Origin of the sequence: Arenibacter troitsensis (assembly GCF_900177645.1) — a bacterium.
In the GTDB taxonomy this organism is placed as follows: domain Bacteria; phylum Bacteroidota; class Bacteroidia; order Flavobacteriales; family Flavobacteriaceae; genus Arenibacter; species Arenibacter troitsensis.
This window is the reverse complement of record NZ_FXAO01000012.1, coordinates 36,345-62,981: the sequence shown is the minus strand read 5'-3', so window position 1 is coordinate 62,981 and position 26,637 is coordinate 36,345. Positions and strand designations below refer to the sequence as shown.

Here is a 26,637-nt window from a genome sequence, read left to right as displayed (position 1 = left end):
TAATTTCTTTATAAAACAACGTAGGAAAAAGGGTATTCGTATACCCTAATAAACAAAGGTGCCGTACTCGCTTTTAATTGTGAGTTTTTTAACAGCATTTCCTTCTACCCTACCCACAATTTGGGCTGCAACCCCAAAGCTCTCCGAAATGGCAATAAGGTCGTCCGCAATAGCGGAATTTACATACAATTCCAATCTATGTCCACAATTAAAAACCTGGTACATCTCCTTCCAGTCCGTCTCCGATTGCTCTTGAATTAATTTAAACAAGGGAGGAACAGGAAATAGGTTATCCTTAACAATATGTAGGTTATCTACAAAATGAAGAATTTTGGTCTGTGCACCGCCACTGCAATGCACCATGCCATGAATATCGTTCGCAGAATACTTACTTAGAATTTTTTTTACAATAGGAGCATAGGTCCGGGTTGGGGACAGCACCAATTTCCCCGCATCCAAGGGAGCGTCGGGCACTGCATCGGTCAATTTTACAGTACCGGAATACACCAAATCTTCTGGCACGGCCGCGTCAAAACTTTCTGGATATTTTTCCGCCAAGTATTTGGCAAAAACATCATGCCTGGCAGAGGTAAGCCCATTGCTACCCATACCCCCGTTATATTCCTTTTCATAGCTAGCCTGCCCAGAGGAAGATAAACCAACGATGACATCTCCAGCTTCTATATTGGCATTATTGATCACCTCACTCCTTTTTAATCTTGCCGTTACCGTGGAATCAACGATAATGGTTCGCACCAAATCCCCTACATCTGCCGTTTCCCCTCCAGTTGACCTTATGGTTATCCCATGTTTTTCCAAATCCTCGATCAACTCTTCCGTACCATTTATGATGGCCGAAATGACTTCTCCAGGAATTAAGTTTTTGTTTCTCCCTATGGTAGAAGACAACATAATATTGTCCGTTGCCCCAACACAAATAAGATCGTCCACGTTCATGATTAGGGCATCTTGCGCTATTCCCTTCCATACAGTGATATCACCTGTCTCTTTCCAATACATGTAGGCCAAAGAGGATTTCGTACCCGCACCATCGGCGTGCATCACCAAACAGTACTCTTCATCATTGGTGAGGTAATCGGGCACAATTTTACAAAAAGCCTTAGCAAACAGGCCTTTATCAATATTTTTAATGGCATTGTGCACGTCTTCCTTGGAAGCGGAAACCCCTCTTTGATCGTATCTTTTGCTGTTGGATGAGCTCATGAATAAAAGTTTGCGACAAAAATAGAAGAATCCACAAAAAAAAGCCCACTAATCATGGGCTTTTAATTCATAAATTAATAAATCTTCCTATTATTTAATGAACAATAGTTCCCTATATTTGGTTAGAGGCCAATATTCATCACCTACCAATTGTTCCAATTTATCGCAGTGGTAACGAATTTCGTCAAAATAAGGCCGCACGTTATCGCAATAGGCAAAGGCCTTCTTGCTTATATCGGATATATTATTGGCTTTCTTCCTTTCGTCTACCATAGCGTCTGTCTTGATCTTAATAGCGCGGATATGTTCGGAAATACGCTCAACAATATCCAACTGGCTTTCGGACATTTTCTTGTGGGCGGCACCGTAAATTTCTTTCAGCCCTACCACATTTTTTATTAACTTATTCTGATACTCCACGGCGGCCGGTATGATATAGCTATAAGCAAGCTCATTAAAGACCCTACCTTCAATTTGAATATGAAGGATGTATTCCTCCAATTCCACCTCTTGTCGCACCCTGACCTCAATTTCGCTCATAACGTTCATCGACTTGAACAGTGCCAAACTTTCTTTGGAGGTAAGTACTTGCAATGCCTTTGGGGTATTCTTATTATTGCTCAAACCACGGGATTTGGCCTCATTCTCCCATATTTCACTATAACCATCTCCCTCGAATCTTATTCTCTTGGAAGTTTTTATGTATTCCCTAAGGACATTAAAAATAGCCTCATCCTTCTTTAGGCCTTTCTTGTCCACCAATTGGTCCACCTCCTTTTTGAAGGCCATAAGTTGCTTGGCCACAATGGTATTAAGTACCATCATGGGTTTGGCGCAATTGGACTTGGAACCAACCCCCCTCATCTCAAACTTGTTTCCGGTAAATGCAAAGGGCGAGGTACGGTTACGATCGGTATTGTCCAGAAGTATTTCCGGAATCTTACCTACCACGTTCAACTTCAATTCCGTTTTTTCCTCAGGGGACAATTTCCCTTTGGTTACGCCTTCCAGTTCATTTAACACCTCATTTAATTGTTCCCCTATAAAAATGGATAAGATGGCTGGAGGCGCCTCGTTGGCTCCCAATCTATGATCGTTTCCGGCGGAAGCAATCGAAGAACGCAATAGCTCCTCATAATTATCCACTGCCTTTATCGTATTCACGAAAAAAGTTAAAAACTGAAGGTTTTTCATGGGTGTAGATCCAGGGCTAAGCAGGTTAACACCGGTATCTGTGGACAAAGACCAATTGTTGTGTTTGCCGGAACCATTTATTCCCCTAAAAGGTTTTTCATGAAAGAGCACTTTAAAGAAATGCTTATCGGCAATCTTTTCCATAACATCCATGAGCAATAGATTGTGGTCTACGGCCAGATTGGTTTCTTCAAAGATAGGAGCCAACTCAAATTGATTGGGGGCAACTTCATTATGTCTGGTTTTAACCGGAATTCCCAATTTGGTACATTCCTTTTCCAAATCTTTCATGAAATTCAAAACGCGATTTGGAATAACCCCAAAATAATGATCGTCCAATTGCTGGCCTTTTGCGGCGGATTGACCAACCAAGGTACGACCGGCCAGACTAATATCGGGTCGGGAAAAAGCCAAGGACTTGTCTATTAAGAAATATTCCTGCTCCCAGCCCAATGTGGCATATACTTTCGTAACATTTTTATCAAAAAATTTGGCTACCGCAGTCGCGGCCTCATCCATGGCATTCAGCGCTCTCAAAAGTGGGGCTTTATTATCCAGGGCTTCCCCGGTATAGGCCACAAAAACGGTTGGTATACATAGAGTGGTACCGTAAAGAAATGCCGGTGAAGTGGGGTCCCAAGCCGTATAGCCCCTAGCTTCAAAAGTATTGCGTATTCCTCCATTTGGAAAACTGGAAGCATCCGACTCCTGCTGCACCAATTGGCCACCCCCGAACTTCTCCATTACCCGTCCTTCCGGTGAAAAATCAAAAAATGCATCGTGTTTTTCAGCAGTGGTTCCTGTAAGAGGTTGGAACCAATGGGTGTAATGGGTTGCTCCCATCGATATAGCCCATGTCTTCATCCCTTCCGCTACTTGGTCCGCAACTTTCCTGTCTATTTTAACACCGGATACTACGGCCGCCTTTACCCTGTCATAAGCATCCTTGGTCAAGTATTGCAGCATACGTTCCTCATTGAACACGTTCATTCCAAAATACTCCGAACGTCTTCCAGAGTCTTCCACAACTATTTCCGTTCTGGTATGACTACTAGTTATGGCCTTAAATCTTTGATTTGACATAAATACATTTTTTGACAAAAATAACAATTCATTAAAATAATCCACATAAAATACATATTTAATAATATACCCCCAAAAAAATAGGGGTCTTCAAAAAAATATCAACATTATCATCAATTAACCCACTAAAAAATGGCATATATGATGAAAATTATTATTTTTGTCTGCGTTAATAATAAAAATCAACAATACATATTATGAGCAAGTCTAAATTAGAATACATTTGGTTGGACGGGTACGAGCCCACACAAAACATGAGGAGTAAAACCAAGATTGAGGATAACTTCAGTGGTAAACTGGAAGATTGCCCTATCTGGTCTTTTGATGGAAGTTCAACCCGCCAGGCCGAAGGAGGATCTTCTGACTGTGTGTTAAAGCCCGTAGCAATTTATCCCGACCCGCATCGTGTTAATGGTTACCTTGTAATGACCGAGGTTATGAACCCTGACGGAACCCCACACGTATCAAACGCTAGGGCAACCATTGAGGACGAAGACAATGATTTCTGGTTTGGATTTGAGCAAGAATATTTCATAATGGACACCAAAACAGAGTTACCACTAGGATTTCCTAGAGGTGGTTACCCAAAACCACAAGGTATGTACTACTGTTCCGTTGGTGGTCTAAATACCCACGGACGTGACTTGGTAGAAGAGCATGCAGATGCATGTATCGCCGCCGGTCTAAACTTTGAGGGAATTAACCAAGAAGTTGCATGTGGACAGTGGGAATTCCAGTTATTTGCCAAAGGTGCCAAAAAAGCAGGTGATGAAATTTGGGTTGCAAGATATCTATTGGACAGATTGACCGAAAAACACGGTTACTATATTGAATACCACCCCAAACCTCTTGGCGACACCGATTGGAATGGTTCAGGTATGCACGCTAACTTCTCCAACACTACTTTGAGAACCTGTGGTTCTAGGGAAGTTTACGAAAAGATTTGTGAGGCCTTCCGTCCAGTTGTTAAAGAGCACATTGCCGTTTATGGTGAATTTAACGAACAGCGTTTGACAGGAAGACATGAAACAGCTTCTATAAATGACTTTAGTTATGGTATTTCCGATAGAGGTGCCTCTATTAGAATTCCGATCATTACAGTTCAAAAAGGCTGGAAAGGTTGGTTGGAAGATAGAAGACCAGCTTCCAATGGTGACCCATACAAAATAGCAGGAAGAATCGTTAAAACGGTTAAATCCGCCAAAATATAAAGAGTAAAAAAATAATTGTTGATTATTTTTACCGACCGTTCCTTTTGAGAAAGAGGGGCGGTTTTTTTATGTACATTATTTTATGACAGCACCCTCATTACGCAGTGGAGTGTTCATCCAAAAATCACTGTAATTATCAGGTTTAACGATGGGTTGACCCTGGAAAATGGGCCAATTTTTATCCATATAAAGATGCTTGTCAGGATATTGCACCACCGGTTTTCGCTGCTGAACAAAAAATTCCCTGAATTGCATTAAGGAATACGTCTCGGAGTAATCCAACTTGTTCCCATCCATATCTATAATGTTATCCATGACTATCCGAAAATCATCTTTGGCTATTTCCCCTGGTTCTTTGTAAAACACCTCCAAGGCCTGATCTCCAAGGTTTATCTTGGGATACAACTGTACGGTTGCACTATCCGCCAGAACAACCTTCTCGATATCTATACCCTTACCCTTATAACTAATATTGTAATTTTTGTCCTTAAGCACCTTGAAATGCAAGGGCACCCTGTTGAATGCAATTTCAAATCGCTGGTTTTCAAAGTCTATAAGCACGTTCTTTGCCGTAAAAACCGGTGGCACCTTTACCTCAAATTTATTGCTAAAGGAAATATAACTGGGAAACATTTTATGGCCCTCTTTCTTGTATTCCACAACGGTTCGATAAAGTAATCTGTCTTCAATCCTCTTACTGGTCTTACTTATTTTCCTAGTTCCCAGCAAGGCGTCATAAGTGGCGTATTCCAATTTAACGATTTCAAAATTATCCTTGGAAATATAAATCTTGCCACGTACCATTATCCTTCTATTGTGTTTATAAATATCTATTACATACAATGATACCCCATCCAATGAGGTATCGTCCTCAATTGTAAAATCATGGTTCTTAACAAAATCAGTATCCAAGTGATCTACGTATGAATAAGAGAAGGTGTTATAATTCCTAATGGCATCCATGATGCGCAATATTACAAATTCATTGCCCCCGTAACTATTCAAATAAGCCTTGGGGATGGTCTTGGTCTTATATTCGCCATAATCATATAGCCTTTCACTCAAGGAATCTATTGGAAAGTTCGTATTTCTCGAGTACTCGTATATCCTTGTATTGGAATCCTCATAATCCAATGTCCCGAAACCTTGATCAAAAACCTCAACAATGGCCTCATTTAAATTGGTATAGCCTCCGGATTTCCATTGGTAATCCCTGTAATACCCAACGTAGGACTGTGGATTAAAGGGATAATTTAGCGGGATTTTTTCTATGGCCTTGGCAATAATGTCTTCGGCCGTTACGGGCTTATCTTTGTCATTTCCCGCATTTCTGTCTCTTTTACTTTTCTTGGATGCACTTAGGGTAACCTCCTCCAATTGGACCAGCATAGGATTTAAGTATAGTTGATTTATTTCCTTGGGCCTTAAACTGCTAATCACTATTTCCCTGGAGTCATATCCCATGGAGGAAATATGCAAGGTGTCGTTCAACTCCCTAAATTTGAGAGGAACCCTAAAACTGCCATCATTGTTGGAAATAACACCCACTGCCCTATTCTTGACCCTAATACTGGCAAAAGATATGGGTTCCAAGGTTTCGGAATCGAGAAGAACGCCGCTTATATATTGATTTTCCTGACCATGTACCTTGGCCAATGCCATAATAAAGAAAGCAAAAATAAAATGACGAAACCTTCCCATAATCTAATTATATCAACTTCTTTAGCTTATTGTTAAATATACAAATAGCACGTAAACCGCTAGAAGGATTACTCCGTCCCTCCATCCCAACCTAAGCCCTTTCGGTAAAAACACTAGTGGAAGGATTAAAAAGGATGTACCCAACATCCAAAAAATATCGTTGGTCAGCAAGCCCTGGTCCAACACTTTAATAGGTGTAATCATTGATGTTATACCCAAAACAGCCAAAAGATTAAAAATATTCGACCCGATTAGATTTCCCAGTGAAATGGCCTTTTCCTTCTTAATTACGGCAATGACCGAGGCGGCCAATTCCGGAATACTAGTCCCAATTGATACAACGGTTACTGCAATTACCCGCTCACTAACACCATAAAAAGTAGCTAGCCCTACGGCACCCTTAATCAATAGCTCCGATCCTCCCCAAAGGGCAAGCCCTCCCAGCCCCAAAAATAGCACCGTCTTATATATAGGCAGCGGCACATCATCTTCAGGCAATTCATCAACAACGGCAGTTTTCTGAAAACGCAATAAATATACTAGGAAAATAAAGAGTACGACCACCATGACAAAGCCCTCGTATCTTTGCAATTCGCCATCAAAATAAATAAAAATGAAGAATAACAAGGAGGCCAACATCATAACCGGCCAATCCGTAGTATAAAAACTCTTTCTAACCTCAATGCTGCCCAAAATTATGGTTATTGCCAGCACCAAACCTAAATTGGCAATATTGGACCCCACAACATTGCCCAATGCCAAATCGGGAAATCCTTCCAAGGCAGCATTTACACTAACAATCAACTCGGGTGCGGAAGTTGCAAAGGAAACCACCGTCATACCTATAACAATTTTTGGGATATTAAGTTTTAACGACAAGGCCACTGCCGCCTTCAAAAGCCAATTCCCCCCCGCAATCAACAATACCAGTCCTAAGACAATAAGAAATATATCCAGCATCAAAATGTTTTCCCACAAATATAACCAAGAATCCGACTTCTTTTCAACATGGCAAGAAACCCCTAACTTTGATCAGCTATTGCCTAAGGCCTAAAATTTTACAAGTTATTATTTTGCGTAAATACCCGGCAATTCTTGAATGCACTTATGATATCACACATTCAATTCCCACCTCCCCATACCTCATTTGGCAGCTTTATTTTAATACATTCCATCACGGTATATGTCCAATTTAAAATTAGATTTTTCAAACAATGCCATATATTATTAAATTGTATCTTTGCGCGCATGAATTTAGAGATTATAAAGGCAATTAAGGGCTTATTGGACATCCCTCAGAAAATTGTAATTATACCGCACAAAAATCCGGACGGGGATGCTATTGGTTCTACTTTGGGGCTATGGCACTTTCTGAAGGGCAAAGATCAGGATGCTACCATCATTGTTCCCAATGATTTTCCCAAATTTTTAAAATGGATGCCGGGAAGTGAGGAGATAGTCAATTTTGAAAAAGACCCTTCAGTAGCCAAATCCCTGATTAATAATGCTTCCGTAATATTTACTTTAGACTTCAATCACTTGGGAAGGATAGGGCAACTGCAACCACTTTTGGAAAGTTCTTCAGCCGCATTTGTAATGATAGACCACCATCAGGAACCTGATGATTATGCCAAAATTATGTACTCAGACGTTGGTATGAGTTCTACATGTGAAATGGTTTTTAATGTAATTGAAGGTTTAGGCGAATTGGAAAGCATTACCCCAGACCTTGCAATTTCCTTATACACCGGAATTATGACCGATACCGGTTCCTTTAAATATTCTTCCACTACCAGCAGGACACATTTGGTTGTTGCCAAATTAATAGAGAAAGGTGCCAAAAATACGGAAGCACATAACAAGGTATATGATACCAACACCCCAAGTAGATTGCATCTTTTGGGTTGTGCTTTAAAAAACATGGTTATCCTAGAGGAATATCATACGGCATTCATCACTTTGTCACAAGACGAATTGGATACCTACAATTATAAAAAGGGAGATACGGAAGGTTTTGTAAATTACGGTCTAACCTTGGAAGGAATTGTTTTTGCCGTTATTTTCATTGAAAACCGGGAGGAAGGAATTATCAAGATCTCCTTTAGATCTGAAGGTGATTTTTCCGTAAATGAATTCGCTAGAGCCCATTTTAATGGAGGCGGACATACAAATGCGGCAGGTGGACGAAGCGATGTTTCCATAGAAGAAACCATAAGCCTATTCAAGTCCTTATTACCACAATATAAAGATGATCTAAACGCATGAAAAACCTAATATTTCTTTTGCTTATTGTCGCCGTTTTTAGCTGCAATGGACCTGAACCGCGAAAGCCGGTCAAAGTTAAAACCGGAAGCATTTTACAAAAATCGGTGGAAAGGAATAAGGACCTATTGGCAAAGGAAGAAAAACATATCATGGAAATCATTAAAAATGACTCCTTGAACACCTATTTCTCCAGCGGAATCGGCTCATGGTACCATTATATTCACAAGAGCGAACAAACCGATTACTACCCTAAAACAGATGACCTGGTTACATTGCAGTACAATGTCATGACTTTCAACAATGACACCATATACTCCAAAGAGGATATAGGCACCATAACCTATAAGGTAGATAAGCAAGACCTTTTCCCCGGTCTAAGAAATAGTGTAAAGCTTTTAAAAGAGAAGGAAAGCGCAACATTTTTGTTCCCCTCCTCCCTATCTTACGGATATCACGGGGACAATAATAAAATTGGGGTAAACGTCCCCATTAAATCCACCATTACCATTTTAAATATTGATAAACAAAAAGAAAACAATTAAAATTAATTACAATGAAGAACATTTATTTATTATTGGCAGTAGTATCCATAGCATTTTCCAGCTGTAAGTCCAGTAAGCATGCTGATTTGGGAGATGGTATTTTTGCGGATATTACCACCTCCAAAGGTGAAATCCTCCTTAAATTGGAGTACCAAAAAACCCCTTTGACCGTTGCCAATTTTATATCCCTAGCCGAAGGAAACAATCCTTTTGTTACCGACAGCCTAAAGGGCAAAAAATATTATGATGGCATCATCTTTCATAGAATTATAAAAGACTTTATGATTCAAGGTGGAGATCCGACAGGAACGGGCATGGGAAATCCTGGATATAAATTCAAGGATGAATTTAACGATTCCCTTACCCACAATAAGGCCGGTATTCTATCCATGGCCAATTCCGGACCTACTACCAACGGAAGTCAGTTTTTCATCACCCATAAGGAAACCCCCTTTTTAAACGGCAGACATACTGTTTTTGGCGAGGTTGTTAAAGGTATGGACATTGTTGATTCTATTGCCAATGTTAAAACTTCGGAAGGCGACAGACCGGTTACGGATGTGGTTATGAACACCGTTGAAATTATTAGAAACGGTAAGGAAGCCAAAAAATTTGACGCCGTAAAAGTAATGAGCGATTACTTTGCCGAGGAAGAGGAAAGACTCAAGGCGATGGAGAAAATGAAAACCGACTTCGTGATCCAAATTAATAACGAGGAAAGTAAGGCTGAAGAGCTTCCATCCGGGCTTAAAATACTTACCCTAGCAGAGGGTGATGGAGAAAAACCCAAAGTAGGACAAAAGGTTAATGTGTTGTACGCAGGATATTTATCGGACGGATCACTTTTTGACAGTAACTACGAAGAGATCGCTAAAAAATATGGCGTATATCAGGAGGCCAGAAAACAAGGTAGAGGTTATGAGGCCATTCCAATGGACTACAGCCCTGAAGCCAGGATAATTCCAGGCTTTAAGGAAGGTCTCATGCAAATGAAGGTTGGGGATAAGGTTCGTTTATTTATACCATCCCATTTAGGATATGGTGAAGCTGGCTATGGTCCAATTCCCCCGAATGCCAAATTAATTTTTGATCTGGAAATTACTGGAATAGCCCAATAATAATATTTCCAAAAGTTAAAAAATCCTAGTTGGTATCTAAATCGGAGATCAACTAGGATTTTTTTATCACTCATTTCGTTGTACGAATACTATAACCCTACAAATCGAACTAAGCAGCATTTTTCATTGGGATCAAAACTAGGCGAACATTCTATTACCAGTTTTGCGATTTAAGTTTTAAGGTAGCCTTTAAAATATCTTTCTGGGAAATTTGCCCCACCAACTTTCCATTTTCCACAATTGGAAAACGTCTGCGCTTTTGGTTCAAAAATTTGTTGGCCGCATCAAAAATATTCATATTGCCATCAATGGTTTCCACATTTTTTATCATATGCCCCTCCACGGTCAGATTGGAACTTGGCAGGTTGTGATATCTATTTTCACTTATGTGCTTAATACAATCCCCTTCAGAAATCATCCCTACCAATTCATTCCTATCATTCACCACCGGACCACCAGAAATTTTATACTTCAATAAGGCCACGATTACTTCTTCTACAGATTGTTCTGGTTTAAAAGTAATCAGTTTTCTGGTCATATAATCACATACCCTTAGTGGCGCTTCTTCACTGGGTTGTTGAACTCTAGGCCCCTGAAAACTTTTAATTCCCATTATCGATATCTTTTTCTTTCGATTCCTTTAAATATAAGAAATTTAATCATGAAATCCTAAAAAAAATCCTCCATCTTTTCTTGATGGAGGATTTTTATAACAAGCTATATAATTGTTTTACAGACCTGTACATCTTGTAACCTATGCAGCTTTCAAGCCATAGGCCAATTACTTTCTTGGAATTTCAACAAGTATTTCCAAAATGTATTTCCAAAATTTTTGCAGGGAGGATATGCTGGCTCGTTCATCGGGAGAATGGGCACCTTTTATAGTGGGCCCAAAACTTATCATATCTACTTCAGGATAATTCTTTCCCAAAATTCCACATTCCAAACCTGCGTGACAGGCAACCACTCTGGGCTGCTCCTTAAAAAGCTCCTTATATTTTTTACGTAACAGTTTCAGGATAGCCGAATTAGGATTGGGATTCCAACCAGGATATTCCCCACTTAAAACTACTTCATACCCAGCCATTTCAAAATTGCTCTGTAGGTTTTTGGCCAATTCCATTTTACCGGCCTCCACGGATGACCTGGTTAGGCATGCAATCTTTACCTGGCCATCACCGACCTCCACCCTTGCAATATTGTTGGATGTCTCCACCAAGTCTTTCATAGATTTGCTCATGGCGTAGACCCCGTTATGGGCATTCTTAAGAGCTTCCGTTAGTGCCAACTGGTCCTTGGCTTCCATAACCATTTTTGGAAGAGGGGCAGGTTCGCAAGCAATCAAAAGATTAGGCTCGGTCGCGGCAAACTCCTTATTTAAATTACTGGCCCAATCTTTAAACAAAGTTTCCAATTCCTTGGAGTCCGATACTTTTATTGCAACCAAAGCAGTGCTTTCCCTAGGAATTGCATTTCGCAGACCTCCACCATCAATTTTAGAAATCCTTAAACCAAGTTGCTTCTGCCCCAATATCAATAAAGAATTCATGATTTTATTGGCATTGCCCAGTCCTAAATGGATATCCATTCCACTATGGCCCCCAGAGAGACCTTTCACCACCATTTTATAACCAGCGTAACCCGCGTTTATAGGAACCTCCCCATATATTCCTTTGGCAGTAATATCTATACCCCCTGCGCAACCAATATCTATTTCATCGTCATCCTCTGTATCCAGATTCAACAAAATATCCCCATTCAAAAGTCCCCCTTGTAATCCCTTGGCTCCTGTCATTCCAGTTTCTTCATCGATCGTAAATAAGGCTTCCAAAGGAGGGTGGGGAATATTCTTGCTCTCCAACAGGGCCATTATAGTGGCTACCCCCAAGCCGTTATCGGCTCCCAAGGTGGTACCTTTTGCCCTTACCCAATCACCGTCTACATACATCTCTATGCCCTGGGTGTTAAAGTCGAAAACCGTATCAGCATTTTTTTGGTGTACCATGTCCAAATGTGACTGCAGAATAACGGTCTTCCTATCTTCCATACCCACTGATGCAGGCTTCTTAATGATTACATTCCCCACGTGGTCCTTGATGGTTTCAAGGCCAAGCGACTTGCCAAAGTCCATCATAAATTCTATTACCCGCTCCTCATGTTTGGATGGTCTTGGAACGGCATTTAAATCGGCAAATTTATTCCAGACACTTTTAGGCTCTAAAACTCTTATTTTCTTATTCATATTAATAAATTGTGAAGTCAAAAATACAGATAGAAAAACAACCTTGCTAGATTATTGGCTATTTTTGAACCGATGAATACTAAAATAAAAAATCTCATTGCCATTCTATTGGTACCTCAGATAATCTTGGTAAAATGGCTTGGCAGATACCCTGAATTTATAGAAACCTATTACAGTAAAGGTTTATACCCATATATTTCCGGATTTTGGCGCATCTTAATGGGATGGATCCCATTTTCCGTAGGTGACATTCTTTATGCACTTCTTATTATTTTGGGCGTGCGTTATATCATCCTGAATAGAATGTCCATAAAAATCAAATTATGGGGGTTTATACGGAATATAGCCATGGTTCTTTCCGTTGCTTACTTTACATTTCATATCTCATGGGGATTAAATTATTACCGGCAACCCCTTTCGCAATCCCTTCAACTTGGCGCAAAACACAGCCAAGAAGACCTAGTGGATTTTGTGGACCAACTGGTGCTTAAAACCAATGAAATCCAATTCAGGATAACCGCTGACACCAGTAAAATAGTTCAAGTCCCCTATACTAAAAAAGAAATTATGGGCCGCACCCTGGAAGGCTATCAATCCCTAAAAAACAAAATTCCCCTTTTTACCTACCACCATCCAAGCTTAAAAAAATCAATATTCAGCATCCCTTTGAGCTATATGGGTTATGGTGGTTATTTAAACCCTTTCACCAATGAAGCCCAGGCAAATAGTGAACTCCCCAATTTTAGATTTCCTGTTATATGTGGCCACGAGATAGGCCACCAATTGGGGTTTTCCGCTGAAAATGAAACCAATTTTATTGGTTATTTGGCAACCGTTAGCAATGAGGATATCTACTTTAAATATTCCGCATATGCCTACGCCCTAAGCTATTGCCTTAATGATCTTGCGAATCAGGACCAAGAGGAGTTTAAACGTCAGTACAACAAACTGAATCCAGGTGTAAAAAAGAATTATAAAGAAATTGCCGAATTCTGGGTGGCTCATGAAAATCCCACGGAGCCTATTTTTAAATCTATATTCAATACTTTTTTAAAGGCCAACAATCAGAAGGAAGGAATAAAAAGCTACAATGCTGTGGTGACCCTATTGGTTAATTATTATCAACAAAATCCCTTATAACAGAAAAGCATTATTTGCCAATACCCATTAGATTATAGAACAAAACCCAATAAGCAACAAACTAAACCCATTAATGAACATCAAACACTATTATTACCGATCCTTTTAGCCCGTATTTCCCGGATCGGCAACACCCAGTTTTTTTTACTCCTGTACCTTTCCTTCAACATATGTCCCGTTCTGGGGCTTCCCATAGAAGCTTAACGGTTTGGCATCTTCACTAAACTCAATTCCCTCATAAACCACCGGTTTTCGAGGCTCCTTAATCGTGCGCCCCTCCGAACTGTACCAAGTCAATACTTTGGGTACTTTAAGTCCGTTTACATCCGCCCAATCATGATACCCTATCCAACTTACTTTATCGGAGCGTTCTCCACTTCTGTAGCTGACCGTATAACCAAGCCATGCCATTTTAAAAGTTTTGGGGTCATAGTGTAAAAAGTATTCATCCTTATAGGAGGTGCCGACTCCTGATTTGAAACTTACGGCAATACCGGGATAATTGATCCCTTCAAATACCAAATCCTCCGTTTCGGCATAAACAATTCCATTATCGCCCAATACAAAAGGCATATTGAAAAAATAAGACATAAGGTTATGATAAAATACAGGATCTCCTTTAAACATCTTTTCTTCGTTCAACAGCCATACCATTTTGCCATCAAAACCAAGGGAATAAGCTGCTGCATCCACCCTATCCATTCTAGTTTGAAGATCCATGGTATGCAGCTCCTCTCCCAATTTGAAAACCAAAGTCCTCTTATCTTTCCAATCCTCCAAACCCCCATGGGCCTCAAAGACTTTTACTAATGTTTCCGGATAGCGTTGCAGCTCTACCCTTTTTTCTGTCATAGGCTTGCCCGATTCCACTACAACCTCCTTTGTTTTGTTTTCCATTTTACAGGAAAGTGCACTAGCCAATAGCACAACTACACTTACATATTTCATGTTACCTATTTTAGTTGCCCCATTGGTCGTAAAACCATAATTAAGTTAACAGAATATATTATTTTTGCACCAATGAGCCATATAAAAGAGATTAGCAGTATCCACAACCCTTTGGTAAGGAGTACAATATCTTTAAAGGAAAAATCAAGGGAACGAAAAAAAAATGGGCTTTTTGTTATTGAAGGCATCAAAGAGCTGCAACTCGCCATTAAGGGACTGTACACCTTAAAGACCATTCTTTTCTACCCAGAACTAGTGGCTGGCGATACTATTTTGGAATTAATACAGAATATTTCCCCTGCCCCCGAAGTAATTGCCATATCAAAGGATATCTTTCAGAAATTGGCACATAGGGACACCACAGAGGGCATAATGGCCATAGCTGTAGCTCGGGAGCATTCACTGGATTCCTTAAAATTCAAAAACGACAATCCCCTTATTTTAGTGGCGGAAGCCCCTGAAAAACCAGGCAATATTGGCGCCCTACTCCGTACTGCCGATGCTGCCGACCTGGACGCCGTAATCATTGCCAATCCCAAAAGCGACCTATACAACCCAAATATAATCCGTTCCAGTGTAGGATGCGTTTTCACTACCAACATAGCCATGGGGACCACACCCGAAATAATCCAATTCTTAATTGGCCATAATATTGCTATTAACTGTGCGGCATTAAGTGCCTCCAAACCATATACCAAAGTAGATTTCACCAAAGGCTCGGCAATTGTAGTGGGAACGGAGGCTACAGGTCTATCCGAGGAATGGTTGAACAAGGCAACCCAAAATATTATTATTCCCATGCATGGAGAAATAGACTCCATGAATGTTTCGGTATCCGCAGCAATACTTATCTTTGAGGCGAGGAGACAACGGGGATTTTAAGGAAGAACCGACATCCGCAAAACTGCGACTTATAATAATATTGAAATCGATTATCTTTTTAAATGAATAGTAATACCCTATTTTATTTTATAATTGCCATTTTATTGATTCAATTTTTAATTGAAGCTTTACTGGAATATTTGAACGCCCAACGCTATACGAATGTTGTTCCCAATGAGCTGAACGACGTTTTCGACAAGGAGGAATACAGAAAATCGCAGGAGTATAAAAAAACCAACTATCGCTTTGGATTGGCAAGCTCTGTCTTCTCCCTGTGCCTTACCTTAATATTTCTGATTTTCGGGGGATTTGAATGGATAGATACCATTGCCAGGAGCTACAGTGATAACCCTATTCTGATTGCTCTTATTTTTTTCGGTATAATTATGATAGGCAATGATATTGTTACAACCCCCTTTTCCTATTACCACACCTTTGTTATTGAGGAGAAATTCGGCTTTAACAAGAGTACCAAAAAGTTATTTTGGACCGATAAGATTAAAGGTTGGATTATGATGATAATTCTTGGGGGAGGAATACTTGCTTTGATTATCTGGTTTTTTCAATGGGCCGGTACCAGTTTTTGGATTTATGCCTGGGCTCTCGTAGCCTTATTTTCACTTTTCATGAACCTTTTTTACAGCAAGCTGATAGTTCCGCTTTTTAACAAACAGACCCCTTTGGAAGAAGGTAGTCTAAAAAGTAAAATTGAAGCCTATGCCAAAAAGGTCGGATTTGAATTAAAAAATATTTTTGTGATAGATGGATCAAAAAGGTCTACCAAGGCCAATGCTTATTTTTCCGGATTTGGCAAGGAAAAGAGAATAACCCTGTACGATACCCTGATCAATGACCTTGAAGAAGACGAAATTGTAGCGGTACTGGCTCATGAAGTGGGACATTACAAAAGAAAACATATCATCTTCAATTTATCGGCCTCCATTTTACTGACTGGCTTCACACTTTTTATCCTATCCATTTTTATAAACAATCCGGAGGTTTCCTTGGCTATTGGTGTTTCGCAACCCAGTTTTCACGCAGCGCTTATAGGTTTTGGAATACTATATAGCCCAATCTCCGAAATTACAGGATTGATCATGAACGCCATGTCCAGAAAATTTGAATATCAGGCAGATGATTTTGCCAAGGAAACCTTTTCCTCCAAGCCCCTGATTAGCTCCTTGAAAAAATTATCCAAGAATAGCCTAAGCAATCTTACTCCTCATCCTGCCTATGTTTTTATGCACTATTCGCACCCAACCCTAATGTCCAGAATTGAAAACTTAAAGGCATAATTTTTGTTGTCTACTATCATAGTTTGTGCTATTTTTAATTTATGATGACCGAAGCTGCAATAGAGAAAGAAAACAAGGAAATTGCGAAGCAATATAAGGAACTGCTCCGCATAAGCTATCAAAGTCTTACCGATGAGGATAAGAAATTGATACGCTCGGCCTTTGATATTGCCGTAGATGCCCACAAAAACCAAAGAAGAAAATCGGGAGAGGCATACGTATTCCATCCCATAGCGGTAGCTAAAATTGTGGCTTCCGAAATTGGTCTGGACGCAGTTTCCATAGCTTCCGCCCTACTCCATGATGTTGTTGAGGACACCGAATATACGCTAGCGGATATAGAACGCTTGTTTGGCGAGACCGTTGCACGGATCGTAGACGGACTCACTAAAATTGCCCACCTGAAAAAGGACATGAACATTTCCCAGCAGGCGGAGAATTTTAGAAAAATGCTCCTTACACTTAATGACGATGTTCGGGTTATCATTATAAAGATAGCGGACAGGTATCACAATATGCTCACTATGGATTCCATGCCAGAGCATAAACAAGTGAAGATAGCTTCGGAAACCTTATACATTTACGCTCCCTTAGCGCATAGAATAGGGCTTTACAATATTAAAACGGAACTGGAAGACCTTAGCCTTAAGTACACGGAACCAGATGTTTACGAAGACATATTAGGCAAAATAGAAGAGTCCAAAGAAGAACAGCAGGCATATATCGATGCTTTTTCCGGAGTAATCAGTGACTCATTGGATAAAGAAAACCTTAATTACTACATTAAGGGTCGTATGAAATCCATATTTTCCATTCGCCGAAAAATGAAGGTTCAGAATGTATCCTTCGATGAGATTTATGACAAATTTGCAATACGGATCATATACAAATCGGACCGGCATAACGAAAAGTTTTTGGCTTGGAAGATTTATTCCATTGTCACCGATCACTTCACCCCTAACCCTGTCCGTTTAAGGGATTGGATTTCCTCCCCCAAATCCACGGGTTATGAAGCATTGCATATCACGGTAATGGGCCCAAAGGGAAAATGGGTGGAAGTTCAGATCCGAAGCGAAAGAATGCATGAGATTGCAGAAAAAGGCTATGCCGCGCATTTTAAATACAAGCACGGCAATCAGAAAGAACAAGGTATTGAGGAGTGGTTAAACAAACTACAGGAAGCCTTGGAAAATGCAAATACCAATGCTGTAGATTTTGTAGAGGAATTTAAGCTTAATCTCTATTCCAAAGAGATATTTGTATTTACGCCCAAGGGGGAATTAAAATCCCTTCCTAAAGGGGCCACACCATTGGATTTTGCATTCAACATACACACCGAAGTGGGCATGCATACCAGGGGGGCCAAAGTAAATGGTAAACTGGTACCTTTAAATACCACATTGCAGAGTGGCGATCAAGTGGACATTCTAACTTCGGATACGGCCAAACCCACTCAAAGTTGGTTGGATTATGCTACAACGGCAAGGGCCAGATCCAAAATAAAATCCTCTTTAAGGGAAGAGAAAAAGTCTACGGCCATGGACGGTAAGGAAATCCTTAGACGTAAATTAAAATCCCAAAAAATTACCCTTAATGAGGATACCATAAATAAGTTGGTCGTCTTTTTTAAACTTAAGACCAGTCTGGACCTGTTCTATAGAGTGGGCATAGGAGCTATAGACAATCAGATGTTAAAAGATTTTGCGGCCTCCTATAGCAACGCATTTATAACCTTCTTTAAAAATAAAATAAAGCGAACCCCAGTTCCGGAGGATATCCACAAGGATGAAATAACCACAAAATACGATACCCTTGTTTTTGGTAAGGAAGAGGACAAATTGGAATATAAAATATCCCAATGTTGCAACCCCATACCCGGTGATGAAGTATTTGGGTTTGTAAGCGTAAATGATGGAATTAAGGTGCATAAAAAAAACTGTCCCAACGCCATTTCACTTCAGTCCAACTACGCCTACAGAATCATATCCGCTAAATGGATCGATTCTTCACAAGAAGAATTTACAGTGGAAATAATGCTTACGGGGATAGACAACATAGGTTTGATCAGTGAAATTACGGAGGTAATCTCTGGCAACCTACATGTGAATATGAGAAATATTAATTTCAGCACGGATGGCGGAACATTCTCGGGAAGAATTACCCTTGTTGTAAAAAACAATGCTATCCTTAAAAAAGTTATAGATAATCTAAAGCGCATTAACGGCATCGATAAAGTATCCAGAATTTAAATTTTAACTGTACATTTGTACCCTAACGCTGGGTAAATGCTATGGGCGAAAATAAGAATCAAGAAATAGTCAAAAATGTCTTCACCACTTTTCTGGAGGAAAATGGTCACAGAAAAACACCTGAGCGCTACGCAATCTTACAGGAAATCTACGATAGCGAAGAGCATTTTGATATAGAATCGCTCTATATCACCATGAAAAATAAGAATTATCGGGTAAGCAGGGCCACCCTCTACAATACTATTGAGCTTCTCTTGGAATGCAAATTGGTAAGAAAACACCAATTTGGAAAAAATCAGGCCCAATACGAAAAATCTTATTTTGACAGGCAACACGATCATGTAATCCTTACGGATACCGGTGAGGTTATGGAATTTTGCGATCCACGTATTCAAGGGATAAAAAAAACCATAGAAGAGGTTTTCAACATTAAGATCAACACCCACTCGCTCTATTTTTACGGAACACGAAATAAAGAAGAGAACACGAATAATTAATCCAATTACATAAATAATGGCAGTAGATTTACTACTAGGACTCCAATGGGGAGATGAAGGAAAAGGGAAAATAGTTGATGTTTTAACAAAAAACTATGACATAATTGCACGTTTCCAAGGTGGCCCAAATGCTGGCCACACTTTAGAATTTGATGGTATAAAACATGTATTGCATACCATTCCTTCAGGGATATTCCACGAAACCGCGGTGAACATTGTTGGCAACGGAGTGGTTATAGACCCGGTTATCTTTAAAAAGGAGCTGGATAATCTTAAAAAGTTCAATCTAGATATTAAATCAAAATTATTTATCTCTAGAAAGGCACATCTAATATTACCCACCCACCGGTTATTGGATGCCGCTTCGGAAACCTCCAAAGGCAAGGCCAAAATCGGATCTACCCTAAAAGGTATTGGCCCTACCTATATGGACAAAACCGGGAGGAACGGAATGAGAGTAGGAGATTTGGAATTCTCTGACTGGAAAGAAAAGTACAGAATATTGGCCAACAAACATGAGGCCATGATAAGCTTTTACAATGTTGAGATCCAATATGACCTGAAGGAATTGGAGGCCGACTTCTTTATGGCTGTGGAAGAACTAAAAAAATTAACCTTCATAGATAGTGAAGAGTATATTTTCAATGCACAGCGGGAAGGTAAAAAGATTTTGGCAGAAGGTGCACAGGGATCGTTATTGGATATCGATTTTGGCACCTATCCATTTGTAACCTCATCCAACACCACGGCAGCAGGAGCATGTACTGGATTGGGTGTGGCCCCCAATAAAATCGGTAATGTATTGGGTATATTTAAAGCATATACTACCCGTGTAGGCAGCGGACCTTTCCCAACAGAACTTTTTGATGAGGACGGCGCAACCATGGGCAGGGTCGGAAACGAATTTGGCGCCACCACAGGCAGACCAAGACGCTGTGGATGGCTGGACCTTGTAGCACTTAAATACGCCGTTGAAATTAATGGAGTTACGGAATTGATGATGATGAAGGCAGATGTGCTTAGCGGCTTTAAGACACTAAAAGTATGTACGGCCTATAACTATAAAGGAAACCAAATAAAGCATTTGCCCTATAGCATAGAACCGGAATACGTGACCCCTGTTTATACTGAAATGAAAGGCTGGGCAAAGGATTTGACCAAAATGAGCAATTCCGAAGAACTTCCGGATACCCTGATAGATTATATTAAGTTTCTGGAAAAGGAATTGGAAGTGCCCATCAAGATTGTCTCGGTAGGACCGGATAGGACCCAGACCATATATCGATAACCCGAAGCCATCTTTTAAGATGGCTTTTTTGTTAATGGCATTTTACTAAAACTATCCCAAACTATATTATCCTCCCCCAAAATATACTATTTTTGACCAAAATTTTAAACATTGCTCAAGTCCGTATTTTTATTCTTAACCCTATGCATTTGTTGGAGCGGCCGGTCACAGGAGCCCCAGACAGAGGTTAAACAAATCAACATTGTTTATGGAGGTACTTTCACCAAGGATGAAAAACAATATCCCGGGGCCGCCATCTTTAGCAAGGATGGTCAACAAGTGCAAATGGAGCATGCCGGCGCGGATTTATGGTGCGACATTGCCATATATTACCAAAAAGAAAATAGACTCAAGGCCATTGGGAATATTAAACTTCAACAGGGTGATTCCGTACAACTTACAAGTGGAAAAATAGATTACGATGGCAATCTAAACCTGGCAAAGGCATGGGAAAATGTAGTATTGAACCATACCAGCATGACACTTACCACGGACACCTTACGGTTCGACAGGGAAAAACAAGAGGCTTACTATGAACATAACGGCACCGTAGTTGATTCCTCCAATACCCTTACCAGTAAAATTGGGCGCTACTTTACACAACTTAAAAAATCCCAGTTCCTGCAAAGTGTAAACCTTGTGAACCCAGAATTCAATTTGGAATCCAAACAATTGGATTATTATACCGAGTCCAAAAATGCCTATTTGTACGGTGCGTCCACCATTACCGGGGAAACCTATAAAATGTATTGCGAACGTGGATTCTATGACACTAAAATTGAAAACGGATACGGAATTAAAAATACCCGTATAGACTACAATAACCGTATTATTACCGGAGACAGTCTATATTTTGACAAAAAGACCGAATTTGCATCGGCTACCAACAATATTACTATAAGGGATACCATAAACAACGGATTGATAAGGGCGCACTATGCTGAAGTATATAAGGCCAAGGATTCCGTTTTCGCCACCAAAAGGGCCGTATCTATCAATCTGGTAGAACAGGATTCCCTATATATGCACGGCGACACCCTAATGATCACTGGCAAACCGGAACAACGTATTCTAAGGGCGTTCAGGAATGCGAAATTTTATAAGACCGATTTAAGTGGCAAGTGCGATTCCATCCATTTTAACCAAAAAACCGGTATTACCGAATTAATAACCAATCCTATTATCTGGAACGGAGAAAATCAGATGACCGGAGACAGTATCCATTTATTGTCCAACTTGGAAACCGAAAAATTGGACTCCTTAAAAGTCATCAACAATGCCTTTATAATTTCTTTGGATACGGTGGGCAAAGTAGGCTACAATCAGGCCAAGGGAAAGGACCTATTCGGGAAATTCATAGACAACAAACTAAGTCTTATTGACCTCGTAAAGAATACCGAGGTCATCTATTATATGTATAATGATGACCAGGAACTAATTGGAATCGACAAGACCATATGCAGTGCTATTAGAATGACCCTAGCCAATAATGAGATAGAGGATATTACTTTTATCACCATGCCCGATGGAGATATATTCCCCGAAAAGGAACTTCCAGAAAACAGTAGGCTGCTTAAAGGTTTTATTTGGCGTGGCAAGGAAAGAATTATGACCAAGGACGATATTTTTGACGAGGACGACAACAACATTAAACTGGTCACCATAAGAGGGGTGGACAACCCTATAGATTTGGACGTGGAACCAGAGGAGGCCTTGGAGGACCAAAGGAAACGCGATTCCATAAATACTTCCAAGTTATTACCTCCCAATCCCTTGAAAAAATTAGAACCAACCAAAAAAGACCCACAGCAAAAAGAGCCCAAGCCCAGCGTTTCTGAAATAAAAACAGGCGTGCGTTATGAGGAGGGCGCTAAAGAGAACGGCTTGGATCCAGGTTACTATTTAATAGCGAACGTTTTTGAAGTAAAGGAAAATTATGAGAAATTCATGAAAAGCCTAACAAAAAAAGGTTTGGAGCCCCAACACTTTCTACGAAACTTCAATCAATACCACTACGTATATTTAGAACGCTACAACACTTGGGAAGAAGCGCTCCAATCCCGAAACAGCAATTTCAACGGTAAATATTTGGACGACACCTGGATTTTTAGGGTCCTTGACAAATAGAACAAATGAAAGACGATTATTATAAGTACCAGGCACAAACTTCCGCATATCCTTTGGCTTTGGAAATTTCACATGCCAAGGGAAGCTATATTTACGACATTACAGGAAAGGCACATCTCGATTTTGTTGCGGGAGTATCCGCTTGCAGTTTGGGACATTGTCACCCAAGAGTAGTCGCTGCCATTCAGGATCAAGTGCAAAAATATATGCATGTCATGGTATACGGCGAGTATATCCAGGAGCCAGCCGTTGTCTATACCAAGCTGCTAGCAAGCTTACTTCCAGTAACTTTGGAAACCACTTATTTGGTAAATTCAGGTACAGAGGCTATAGAAGGCGCATTGAAATTGGCTAGAAGGTTCACGGGAAGAAGCCAAATTTTATCTGCAAGGAATGCCTACCATGGAAATACCATGGGAAGTTTAAGTATTATGGGATATGAAGAGCGCAAAAGAGCTTTTAGGCCACTAATCCCAGATGTTGATTTTATTCAATTTAATTCCGAAGAAGATCTATTAAAAATTACGGAAAGAACCGCCGCAGTTGTGTTGGAAACAATACAAGGAGGTGCGGGTTTTATATTACCGGAGAACGGTTATTTAAAAAAAGTAAGGGAGCGTTGTACAGCCGTGGGTGCGATGTTAATATTGGATGAGATCCAGCCGGGCTTTGGACGAACGGGAAAATTATTTGCTTTTGAACATTTCGATTGTACTCCAGATATTTTGGTGATCGGAAAGGGAATGGCCGGCGGCATGCCGGTAGGTGCATTTGTGGCTTCCCACGAGATGATGCAAACTCTAACAGAAAACCCCAAGCTTGGTCATATTACCACCTTTGGAGGCAATCCTGTAATTGCTGCGGCCTGTCTTGCCACTTTACAGGAAATAACGGAAAGCAGCCTAATAGAGGAATCCTTGGAAAAGGAAGCCCTTTTTAGAAAACTTTTGCAACATCCATCCATAAAGGAAATTCGAGGTAAAGGATTAATGTTGGCATTGATAATGGAAAAACCCGAAGTGGCCAATGAGGCCATCCTTAAATGTGCCGAGGAAGGCCTCATATTATTTTGGCTCCTTTTTGAACCGAATGCAATTCGTATATCACCACCATTGACCATTAGCAATCAAGAAATTAGACTGGGATGTGCGCTGATTTTGGAGGTGTTGGACGGCCTTAAACAATAAATTGTTAACTAATTTGTTAATATAATAGACCAAATCTGTCGGAATTAAGGGTTTCAAAAGATTACTTTAGTTCCAATGAATAATTAGAAGTTCCTATGGCGTTAGAACCAAACGAGAGACCAGGGCAACCCATTGCTAAGTTTGAATCCATGCTCAAGACCGACGATGTCTACTTCTTTGACGCGGAGGATTTTCAAGATATTATTCACCACTACCTGAATAACGGTAAAATCGCATTGGCCAAAAAAGCCATTAAAATTGGGCTGCAACAGCATCCAGACAGCATAGAATTAAAGTTATTGTCCATTGAAGTACTTGTTTTCGAAAACAATCTGGAATTGGCCGAGAAGATGTTGGATGAGTTACAGGTCATAGACGGCAATAACGAGGAAATATACATCCAAAGAGCCAATATTTATTCCAAAAAAGACAATCACGAAGCCGCGGTCTCTCTTTTGACCCATGCTTTAAATTTAACCGAAGACAGTTTTGACATCCATTCCTTACTTGGAATGGAATATCTGTTCATGGATAATTTTGAGGATGCCAAACAAAATTTCATGATGTGTGTATCCTTTGACGAGGAAGATTATTCATCACTTTACAATGTTATCTATTGTTTTGAATTTCTTGAGGATTACGACGGAGCCATCGTTTACCTAAATGATTACCTTGAACGTAACCCGTACAGTGAGGTGGCTTGGCACCAATTGGGCAAAATGTATTTTACGAAAAAGATGCACAAGGAGGCCCTTACCGCTTTTGACTTTGCCATTATTTCCGATGACACTTTTATTGGGGCTTATTTTGAAAAAGGGAAAGTTTTGGAAAAAATGGGCAAATTCAACGAGGCCATCGAAAATTATGAGACCACCATTGCCATTGAAGACCCTACCTCCCATGCTTATTTAAGGATTGGAAGATGTCATGAAAAACTAAAGAACGATGAATTGGCCAAATCCTATTATTATAGGACGGTACATGAAGATCCATTATTGGATAAGGGATGGTTGGCAATTACAGATTATTACATTAGGCAGGAAGATTATAAAAAAGCACTCTACTATATCAATAAAGCTATAAACATTGATGGGGAAAATTCCAAGTACTGGAAAAAATGCGGAAAGATCCATGCCGCTTTAAAAAATAATGACGAGGCCTACTACGCTTATCAACAAGCGGTAGACCTAGGAAATTATGAATTTGACACTTGGTTTCATTGGGCGGATGTAGCAGTACAGAACCTGGACGTTCATGCGGCCATAGAAATATTGCTTCAAGGACATGAATTTTATCCACAGCGATGTGAAATGCAATATAAAATGGCAGGATTTTACCTGCTGATCAGCGATTTCCCCAGAGCCCAATACAGATTGATCAATGCCCTTAAAATAGATCTTGACCAACTACACTTATTTGAGGACGAATTTCCCCAATTCTTCAATACGGAATGGGCTCAAAACTTAATTGAGGATGTGAAAAAAGCTTCCAGATAAATAAACTATTTTTGTTTTTTTATCTTATATGGAAAATCGCAATCTTTTATCTTACATTGTTATTTTATTAAAAGGCATGGCAATGGGTGCTGCCGATGTTGTGCCAGGTGTTTCTGGAGGCACCATAGCATTTATCTCCGGGATATACGAAGAACTTATCACCAGCATTAACAACGTCAACGTTTCGCTTTTAAATACATTAAGAAAAGAAGGAATAAAGGCCTTTTGGACCAAACTTAACGGCAACTTTTTACTTGCGCTTCTTCTTGGCATCGGTATAAGTGTCCTTTCCCTGGCCAAACTCATTAGCTGGTTAATGGAGAACAAACCCGTACCCCTATGGTCCTTTTTCTTTGGCCTGGTGGTGGCCAGTATTATTTTGGTGGGCAAGGAAATAAAAAAATGGAATTTGGCAGCTATAATTATATTGATCCTGGGCGCCACCATAGCCTTTTATATTACAAAGTTGCCCCCTTCAGAAAATTCGGCATCACTCCCCTATTTATTTTTATCCGGGGCTCTGGCCATATGTGCCATGATTTTACCCGGGATATCCGGAGCGTTTATTCTAGTGCTACTGGGATCGTATAAAACGGTACTGGATGCAGTTCACGAAAGAGATCTTAAAATTGTAATTACCGTTGGCCTCGGTGCCATTTTTGGCCTGCTGAGCTTCGCAAAACTTCTAAAATGGATGTTTACACATTACAAAAACCTTACCTTGGCACTCTTGACAGGATTTATTTTAGGTTCATTAAATAAGATATGGCCTTGGAAAGAAGTCCTGGAGACCAAAATGTTCGGGGAAAAAATAATTGCCATCAAAGAGCAGAATATCTCTCCATTTTCCTTTGACGGCGATCCGCAATTAATAAGTGCGATCATTCTCGCTTTACTCGGTTTTTCCCTTATTTTTATACTGGAAAAATTGGCCGCTAAAAAATAAAC

General features: G+C 40.1%; 21 protein-coding genes. 14 read left to right on the top strand and 7 right to left on the bottom strand.

The features are described 5' to 3' along the window. Positions 1-45 precede the first annotated feature (45 nt). Entirely contained in the window at positions 46-1,224 is a 1,179-nt protein-coding gene (locus B9Y87_RS20060; RefSeq protein WP_085500749.1) for an AIR synthase related protein, read from the bottom strand. 90 nt (positions 1,225-1,314) lie between these two features. Continuing rightward, entirely contained in the window at positions 1,315-3,501 is a 2,187-nt protein-coding gene (locus B9Y87_RS20055; RefSeq protein ID WP_085500796.1) for a glutamine synthetase III family protein, read from the bottom strand. Between the two features lie 197 nt (positions 3,502-3,698). Here B9Y87_RS20055 and B9Y87_RS20050 point away from each other — a divergent pair, with 197 nt between their 5' ends. Continuing rightward, the gene (locus B9Y87_RS20050; RefSeq protein ID WP_085500748.1) at positions 3,699-4,712 is read left to right on the top strand and encodes a glutamine synthetase beta-grasp domain-containing protein; all 1,014 of its coding nucleotides are present in this window, start codon (positions 3,699-3,701) and stop codon (positions 4,710-4,712) included. A gap of 75 nt (positions 4,713-4,787) precedes the next feature. Here the strand turns inward: B9Y87_RS20050 and B9Y87_RS20045 are convergent, their stop codons facing one another. Together B9Y87_RS20045 and B9Y87_RS20040 are read right to left on the bottom strand one after the other, a co-directional pair. Beyond that, positions 4,788-6,413, bottom strand: a complete 1,626-nt coding sequence (locus tag B9Y87_RS20045; RefSeq protein WP_085500747.1) for a carboxypeptidase-like regulatory domain-containing protein — start codon at positions 6,411-6,413, stop codon at positions 4,788-4,790. A gap of 21 nt (positions 6,414-6,434) precedes the next feature. Continuing rightward, on the bottom strand, positions 6,435-7,373 hold the full coding sequence (locus B9Y87_RS20040) for a calcium/sodium antiporter (RefSeq protein ID WP_085500746.1): 939 nt from the start codon (positions 7,371-7,373) through the stop codon (positions 6,435-6,437). Between the two features lie 288 nt (positions 7,374-7,661). On the opposite strand from B9Y87_RS20040, the gene B9Y87_RS20035 reads away from it, so the two are divergent. The 3 genes from B9Y87_RS20035 to B9Y87_RS20025 are packed head-to-tail and all read left to right on the top strand — an operon-like array spanning position 7,662 to position 10,338. Then, positions 7,662-8,678 carry a DHH family phosphoesterase gene (locus tag B9Y87_RS20035; RefSeq protein ID WP_085500745.1) on the top strand — a complete coding sequence of 339 codons (1,017 nt, stop codon included), beginning with the start codon at positions 7,662-7,664 and terminating at the stop codon, positions 8,676-8,678. Beyond that, positions 8,675-9,220 (top strand): gliding motility-associated peptidyl-prolyl isomerase GldI, encoded by a 546-nt coding sequence (gldI, locus tag B9Y87_RS20030; protein WP_085500744.1) that lies wholly within the window; start codon positions 8,675-8,677, stop codon positions 9,218-9,220. The genes B9Y87_RS20035 and gldI overlap by 4 nt, the downstream gene beginning before the upstream one ends. 11 nt (positions 9,221-9,231) lie before the next feature. Beyond that, a complete protein-coding gene (locus tag B9Y87_RS20025; protein ID WP_085500743.1) occupies positions 9,232-10,338 on the top strand; it encodes a peptidylprolyl isomerase in 1,107 nt (368 codons plus the stop codon). Positions 10,339-10,492: 154 nt separating this feature from the next. Here the strand turns inward: B9Y87_RS20025 and B9Y87_RS20020 are convergent, their stop codons facing one another. Continuing rightward, the gene (locus B9Y87_RS20020; RefSeq protein ID WP_085500742.1) at positions 10,493-10,951 is read right to left on the bottom strand and encodes a CBS domain-containing protein; all 459 of its coding nucleotides are present in this window, start codon (positions 10,949-10,951) and stop codon (positions 10,493-10,495) included. 168 nt (positions 10,952-11,119) lie between these two features. Continuing rightward, positions 11,120-12,580, bottom strand: coding sequence for an aminoacyl-histidine dipeptidase (locus B9Y87_RS20015; protein ID WP_085500741.1), 1,461 nt, complete (start codon positions 12,578-12,580; stop codon positions 11,120-11,122). 72 nt (positions 12,581-12,652) lie between these two features. Between B9Y87_RS20015 and B9Y87_RS20010 the strand changes: the two genes are divergently transcribed. After that, the gene (locus B9Y87_RS20010; RefSeq protein WP_085500740.1) at positions 12,653-13,720 is read left to right on the top strand and encodes a DUF3810 domain-containing protein; all 1,068 of its coding nucleotides are present in this window, start codon (positions 12,653-12,655) and stop codon (positions 13,718-13,720) included. 144 nt (positions 13,721-13,864) lie between these two features. Here the strand turns inward: B9Y87_RS20010 and B9Y87_RS20005 are convergent, their stop codons facing one another. Then, complete coding sequence (locus B9Y87_RS20005; RefSeq protein ID WP_085500739.1) at positions 13,865-14,668, bottom strand: DUF6503 family protein; 804 nt, start codon at positions 14,666-14,668, stop codon at positions 13,865-13,867. Between the two features lie 72 nt (positions 14,669-14,740). On the opposite strand from B9Y87_RS20005, the gene B9Y87_RS20000 reads away from it, so the two are divergent. The 9 genes from B9Y87_RS20000 (at position 14,741) to B9Y87_RS19960 (ending at position 26,635) form a co-directional block, all read left to right on the top strand. Further along, positions 14,741-15,550, top strand: coding sequence for a TrmH family RNA methyltransferase (locus B9Y87_RS20000; RefSeq protein WP_085500738.1), 810 nt, complete (start codon positions 14,741-14,743; stop codon positions 15,548-15,550). A 62-nt stretch (positions 15,551-15,612) separates the two neighbouring features. Beyond that, positions 15,613-16,845 carry a M48 family metallopeptidase gene (locus B9Y87_RS19995; protein WP_085500737.1) on the top strand — a complete coding sequence of 411 codons (1,233 nt, stop codon included), beginning with the start codon at positions 15,613-15,615 and terminating at the stop codon, positions 16,843-16,845. A gap of 44 nt (positions 16,846-16,889) precedes the next feature. After that, positions 16,890-19,094, top strand: coding sequence for a RelA/SpoT family protein (locus tag B9Y87_RS19990; protein WP_085500795.1), 2,205 nt, complete (start codon positions 16,890-16,892; stop codon positions 19,092-19,094). 41 nt (positions 19,095-19,135) lie between these two features. Further along, entirely contained in the window at positions 19,136-19,591 is a 456-nt protein-coding gene (locus B9Y87_RS19985) for a Fur family transcriptional regulator (RefSeq protein WP_085500736.1), read from the top strand. 16 nt (positions 19,592-19,607) lie between these two features. Next, a complete protein-coding gene (locus B9Y87_RS19980; protein ID WP_085500735.1) occupies positions 19,608-20,879 on the top strand; it encodes an adenylosuccinate synthase in 1,272 nt (423 codons plus the stop codon). Positions 20,880-20,990: 111 nt separating this feature from the next. Next, on the top strand, positions 20,991-23,006 hold the full coding sequence (locus B9Y87_RS19975) for an OstA-like protein (protein ID WP_085500734.1): 2,016 nt from the start codon (positions 20,991-20,993) through the stop codon (positions 23,004-23,006). A gap of 5 nt (positions 23,007-23,011) precedes the next feature. Continuing rightward, the gene (locus tag B9Y87_RS19970) at positions 23,012-24,193 is read left to right on the top strand and encodes an aspartate aminotransferase family protein (protein ID WP_085500733.1); all 1,182 of its coding nucleotides are present in this window, start codon (positions 23,012-23,014) and stop codon (positions 24,191-24,193) included. 95 nt (positions 24,194-24,288) lie between these two features. Further along, positions 24,289-25,689 (top strand): tetratricopeptide repeat protein, encoded by a 1,401-nt coding sequence (locus B9Y87_RS19965; RefSeq protein WP_085500732.1) that lies wholly within the window; start codon positions 24,289-24,291, stop codon positions 25,687-25,689. 28 nt (positions 25,690-25,717) lie between these two features. Next, a complete protein-coding gene (locus B9Y87_RS19960) occupies positions 25,718-26,635 on the top strand; it encodes a polyprenyl-phosphate transporter (RefSeq protein ID WP_085500731.1) in 918 nt (305 codons plus the stop codon). Positions 26,636-26,637: the final 2 nt, after the last annotated feature.

Bases quoted from the DNA above. Each gene is read 5' to 3' on its own strand.
- B9Y87_RS20060 (WP_085500749.1), bottom strand. From the start codon at position 1,224: ATGAGCTCATCCAACAGCAAAAGATACGATCAAAGAGGGGTTTCCGCT.
- B9Y87_RS20055 (WP_085500796.1), bottom strand. From the start codon at position 3,501: ATGTCAAATCAAAGATTTAAGGCCATAACTAGTAGTCATACCAGAACG.
- B9Y87_RS20050 (WP_085500748.1), top strand. From the start codon at position 3,699: ATGAGCAAGTCTAAATTAGAATACATTTGGTTGGACGGGTACGAGCCC.
- B9Y87_RS20045 (WP_085500747.1), bottom strand. From the start codon at position 6,413: ATGGGAAGGTTTCGTCATTTTATTTTTGCTTTCTTTATTATGGCATTG.
- B9Y87_RS20040 (WP_085500746.1), bottom strand. From the start codon at position 7,373: ATGCTGGATATATTTCTTATTGTCTTAGGACTGGTATTGTTGATTGCG.
- B9Y87_RS20035 (WP_085500745.1), top strand. From the start codon at position 7,662: ATGAATTTAGAGATTATAAAGGCAATTAAGGGCTTATTGGACATCCCT.
- gldI (WP_085500744.1), top strand. From the start codon at position 8,675: ATGAAAAACCTAATATTTCTTTTGCTTATTGTCGCCGTTTTTAGCTGC.
- B9Y87_RS20025 (WP_085500743.1), top strand. From the start codon at position 9,232: ATGAAGAACATTTATTTATTATTGGCAGTAGTATCCATAGCATTTTCC.
- B9Y87_RS20020 (WP_085500742.1), bottom strand. From the start codon at position 10,951: ATGGGAATTAAAAGTTTTCAGGGGCCTAGAGTTCAACAACCCAGTGAA.
- B9Y87_RS20015 (WP_085500741.1), bottom strand. From the start codon at position 12,580: ATGAATAAGAAAATAAGAGTTTTAGAGCCTAAAAGTGTCTGGAATAAA.
- B9Y87_RS20010 (WP_085500740.1), top strand. From the start codon at position 12,653: ATGAATACTAAAATAAAAAATCTCATTGCCATTCTATTGGTACCTCAG.
- B9Y87_RS20005 (WP_085500739.1), bottom strand. From the start codon at position 14,668: ATGAAATATGTAAGTGTAGTTGTGCTATTGGCTAGTGCACTTTCCTGT.
- B9Y87_RS20000 (WP_085500738.1), top strand. From the start codon at position 14,741: ATGAGCCATATAAAAGAGATTAGCAGTATCCACAACCCTTTGGTAAGG.
- B9Y87_RS19995 (WP_085500737.1), top strand. From the start codon at position 15,613: ATGAATAGTAATACCCTATTTTATTTTATAATTGCCATTTTATTGATT.
- B9Y87_RS19990 (WP_085500795.1), top strand. From the start codon at position 16,890: ATGACCGAAGCTGCAATAGAGAAAGAAAACAAGGAAATTGCGAAGCAA.
- B9Y87_RS19985 (WP_085500736.1), top strand. From the start codon at position 19,136: ATGGGCGAAAATAAGAATCAAGAAATAGTCAAAAATGTCTTCACCACT.
- B9Y87_RS19980 (WP_085500735.1), top strand. From the start codon at position 19,608: ATGGCAGTAGATTTACTACTAGGACTCCAATGGGGAGATGAAGGAAAA.
- B9Y87_RS19970 (WP_085500733.1), top strand. From the start codon at position 23,012: ATGAAAGACGATTATTATAAGTACCAGGCACAAACTTCCGCATATCCT.
- B9Y87_RS19965 (WP_085500732.1), top strand. From the start codon at position 24,289: ATGGCGTTAGAACCAAACGAGAGACCAGGGCAACCCATTGCTAAGTTT.
- B9Y87_RS19960 (WP_085500731.1), top strand. From the start codon at position 25,718: ATGGAAAATCGCAATCTTTTATCTTACATTGTTATTTTATTAAAAGGC.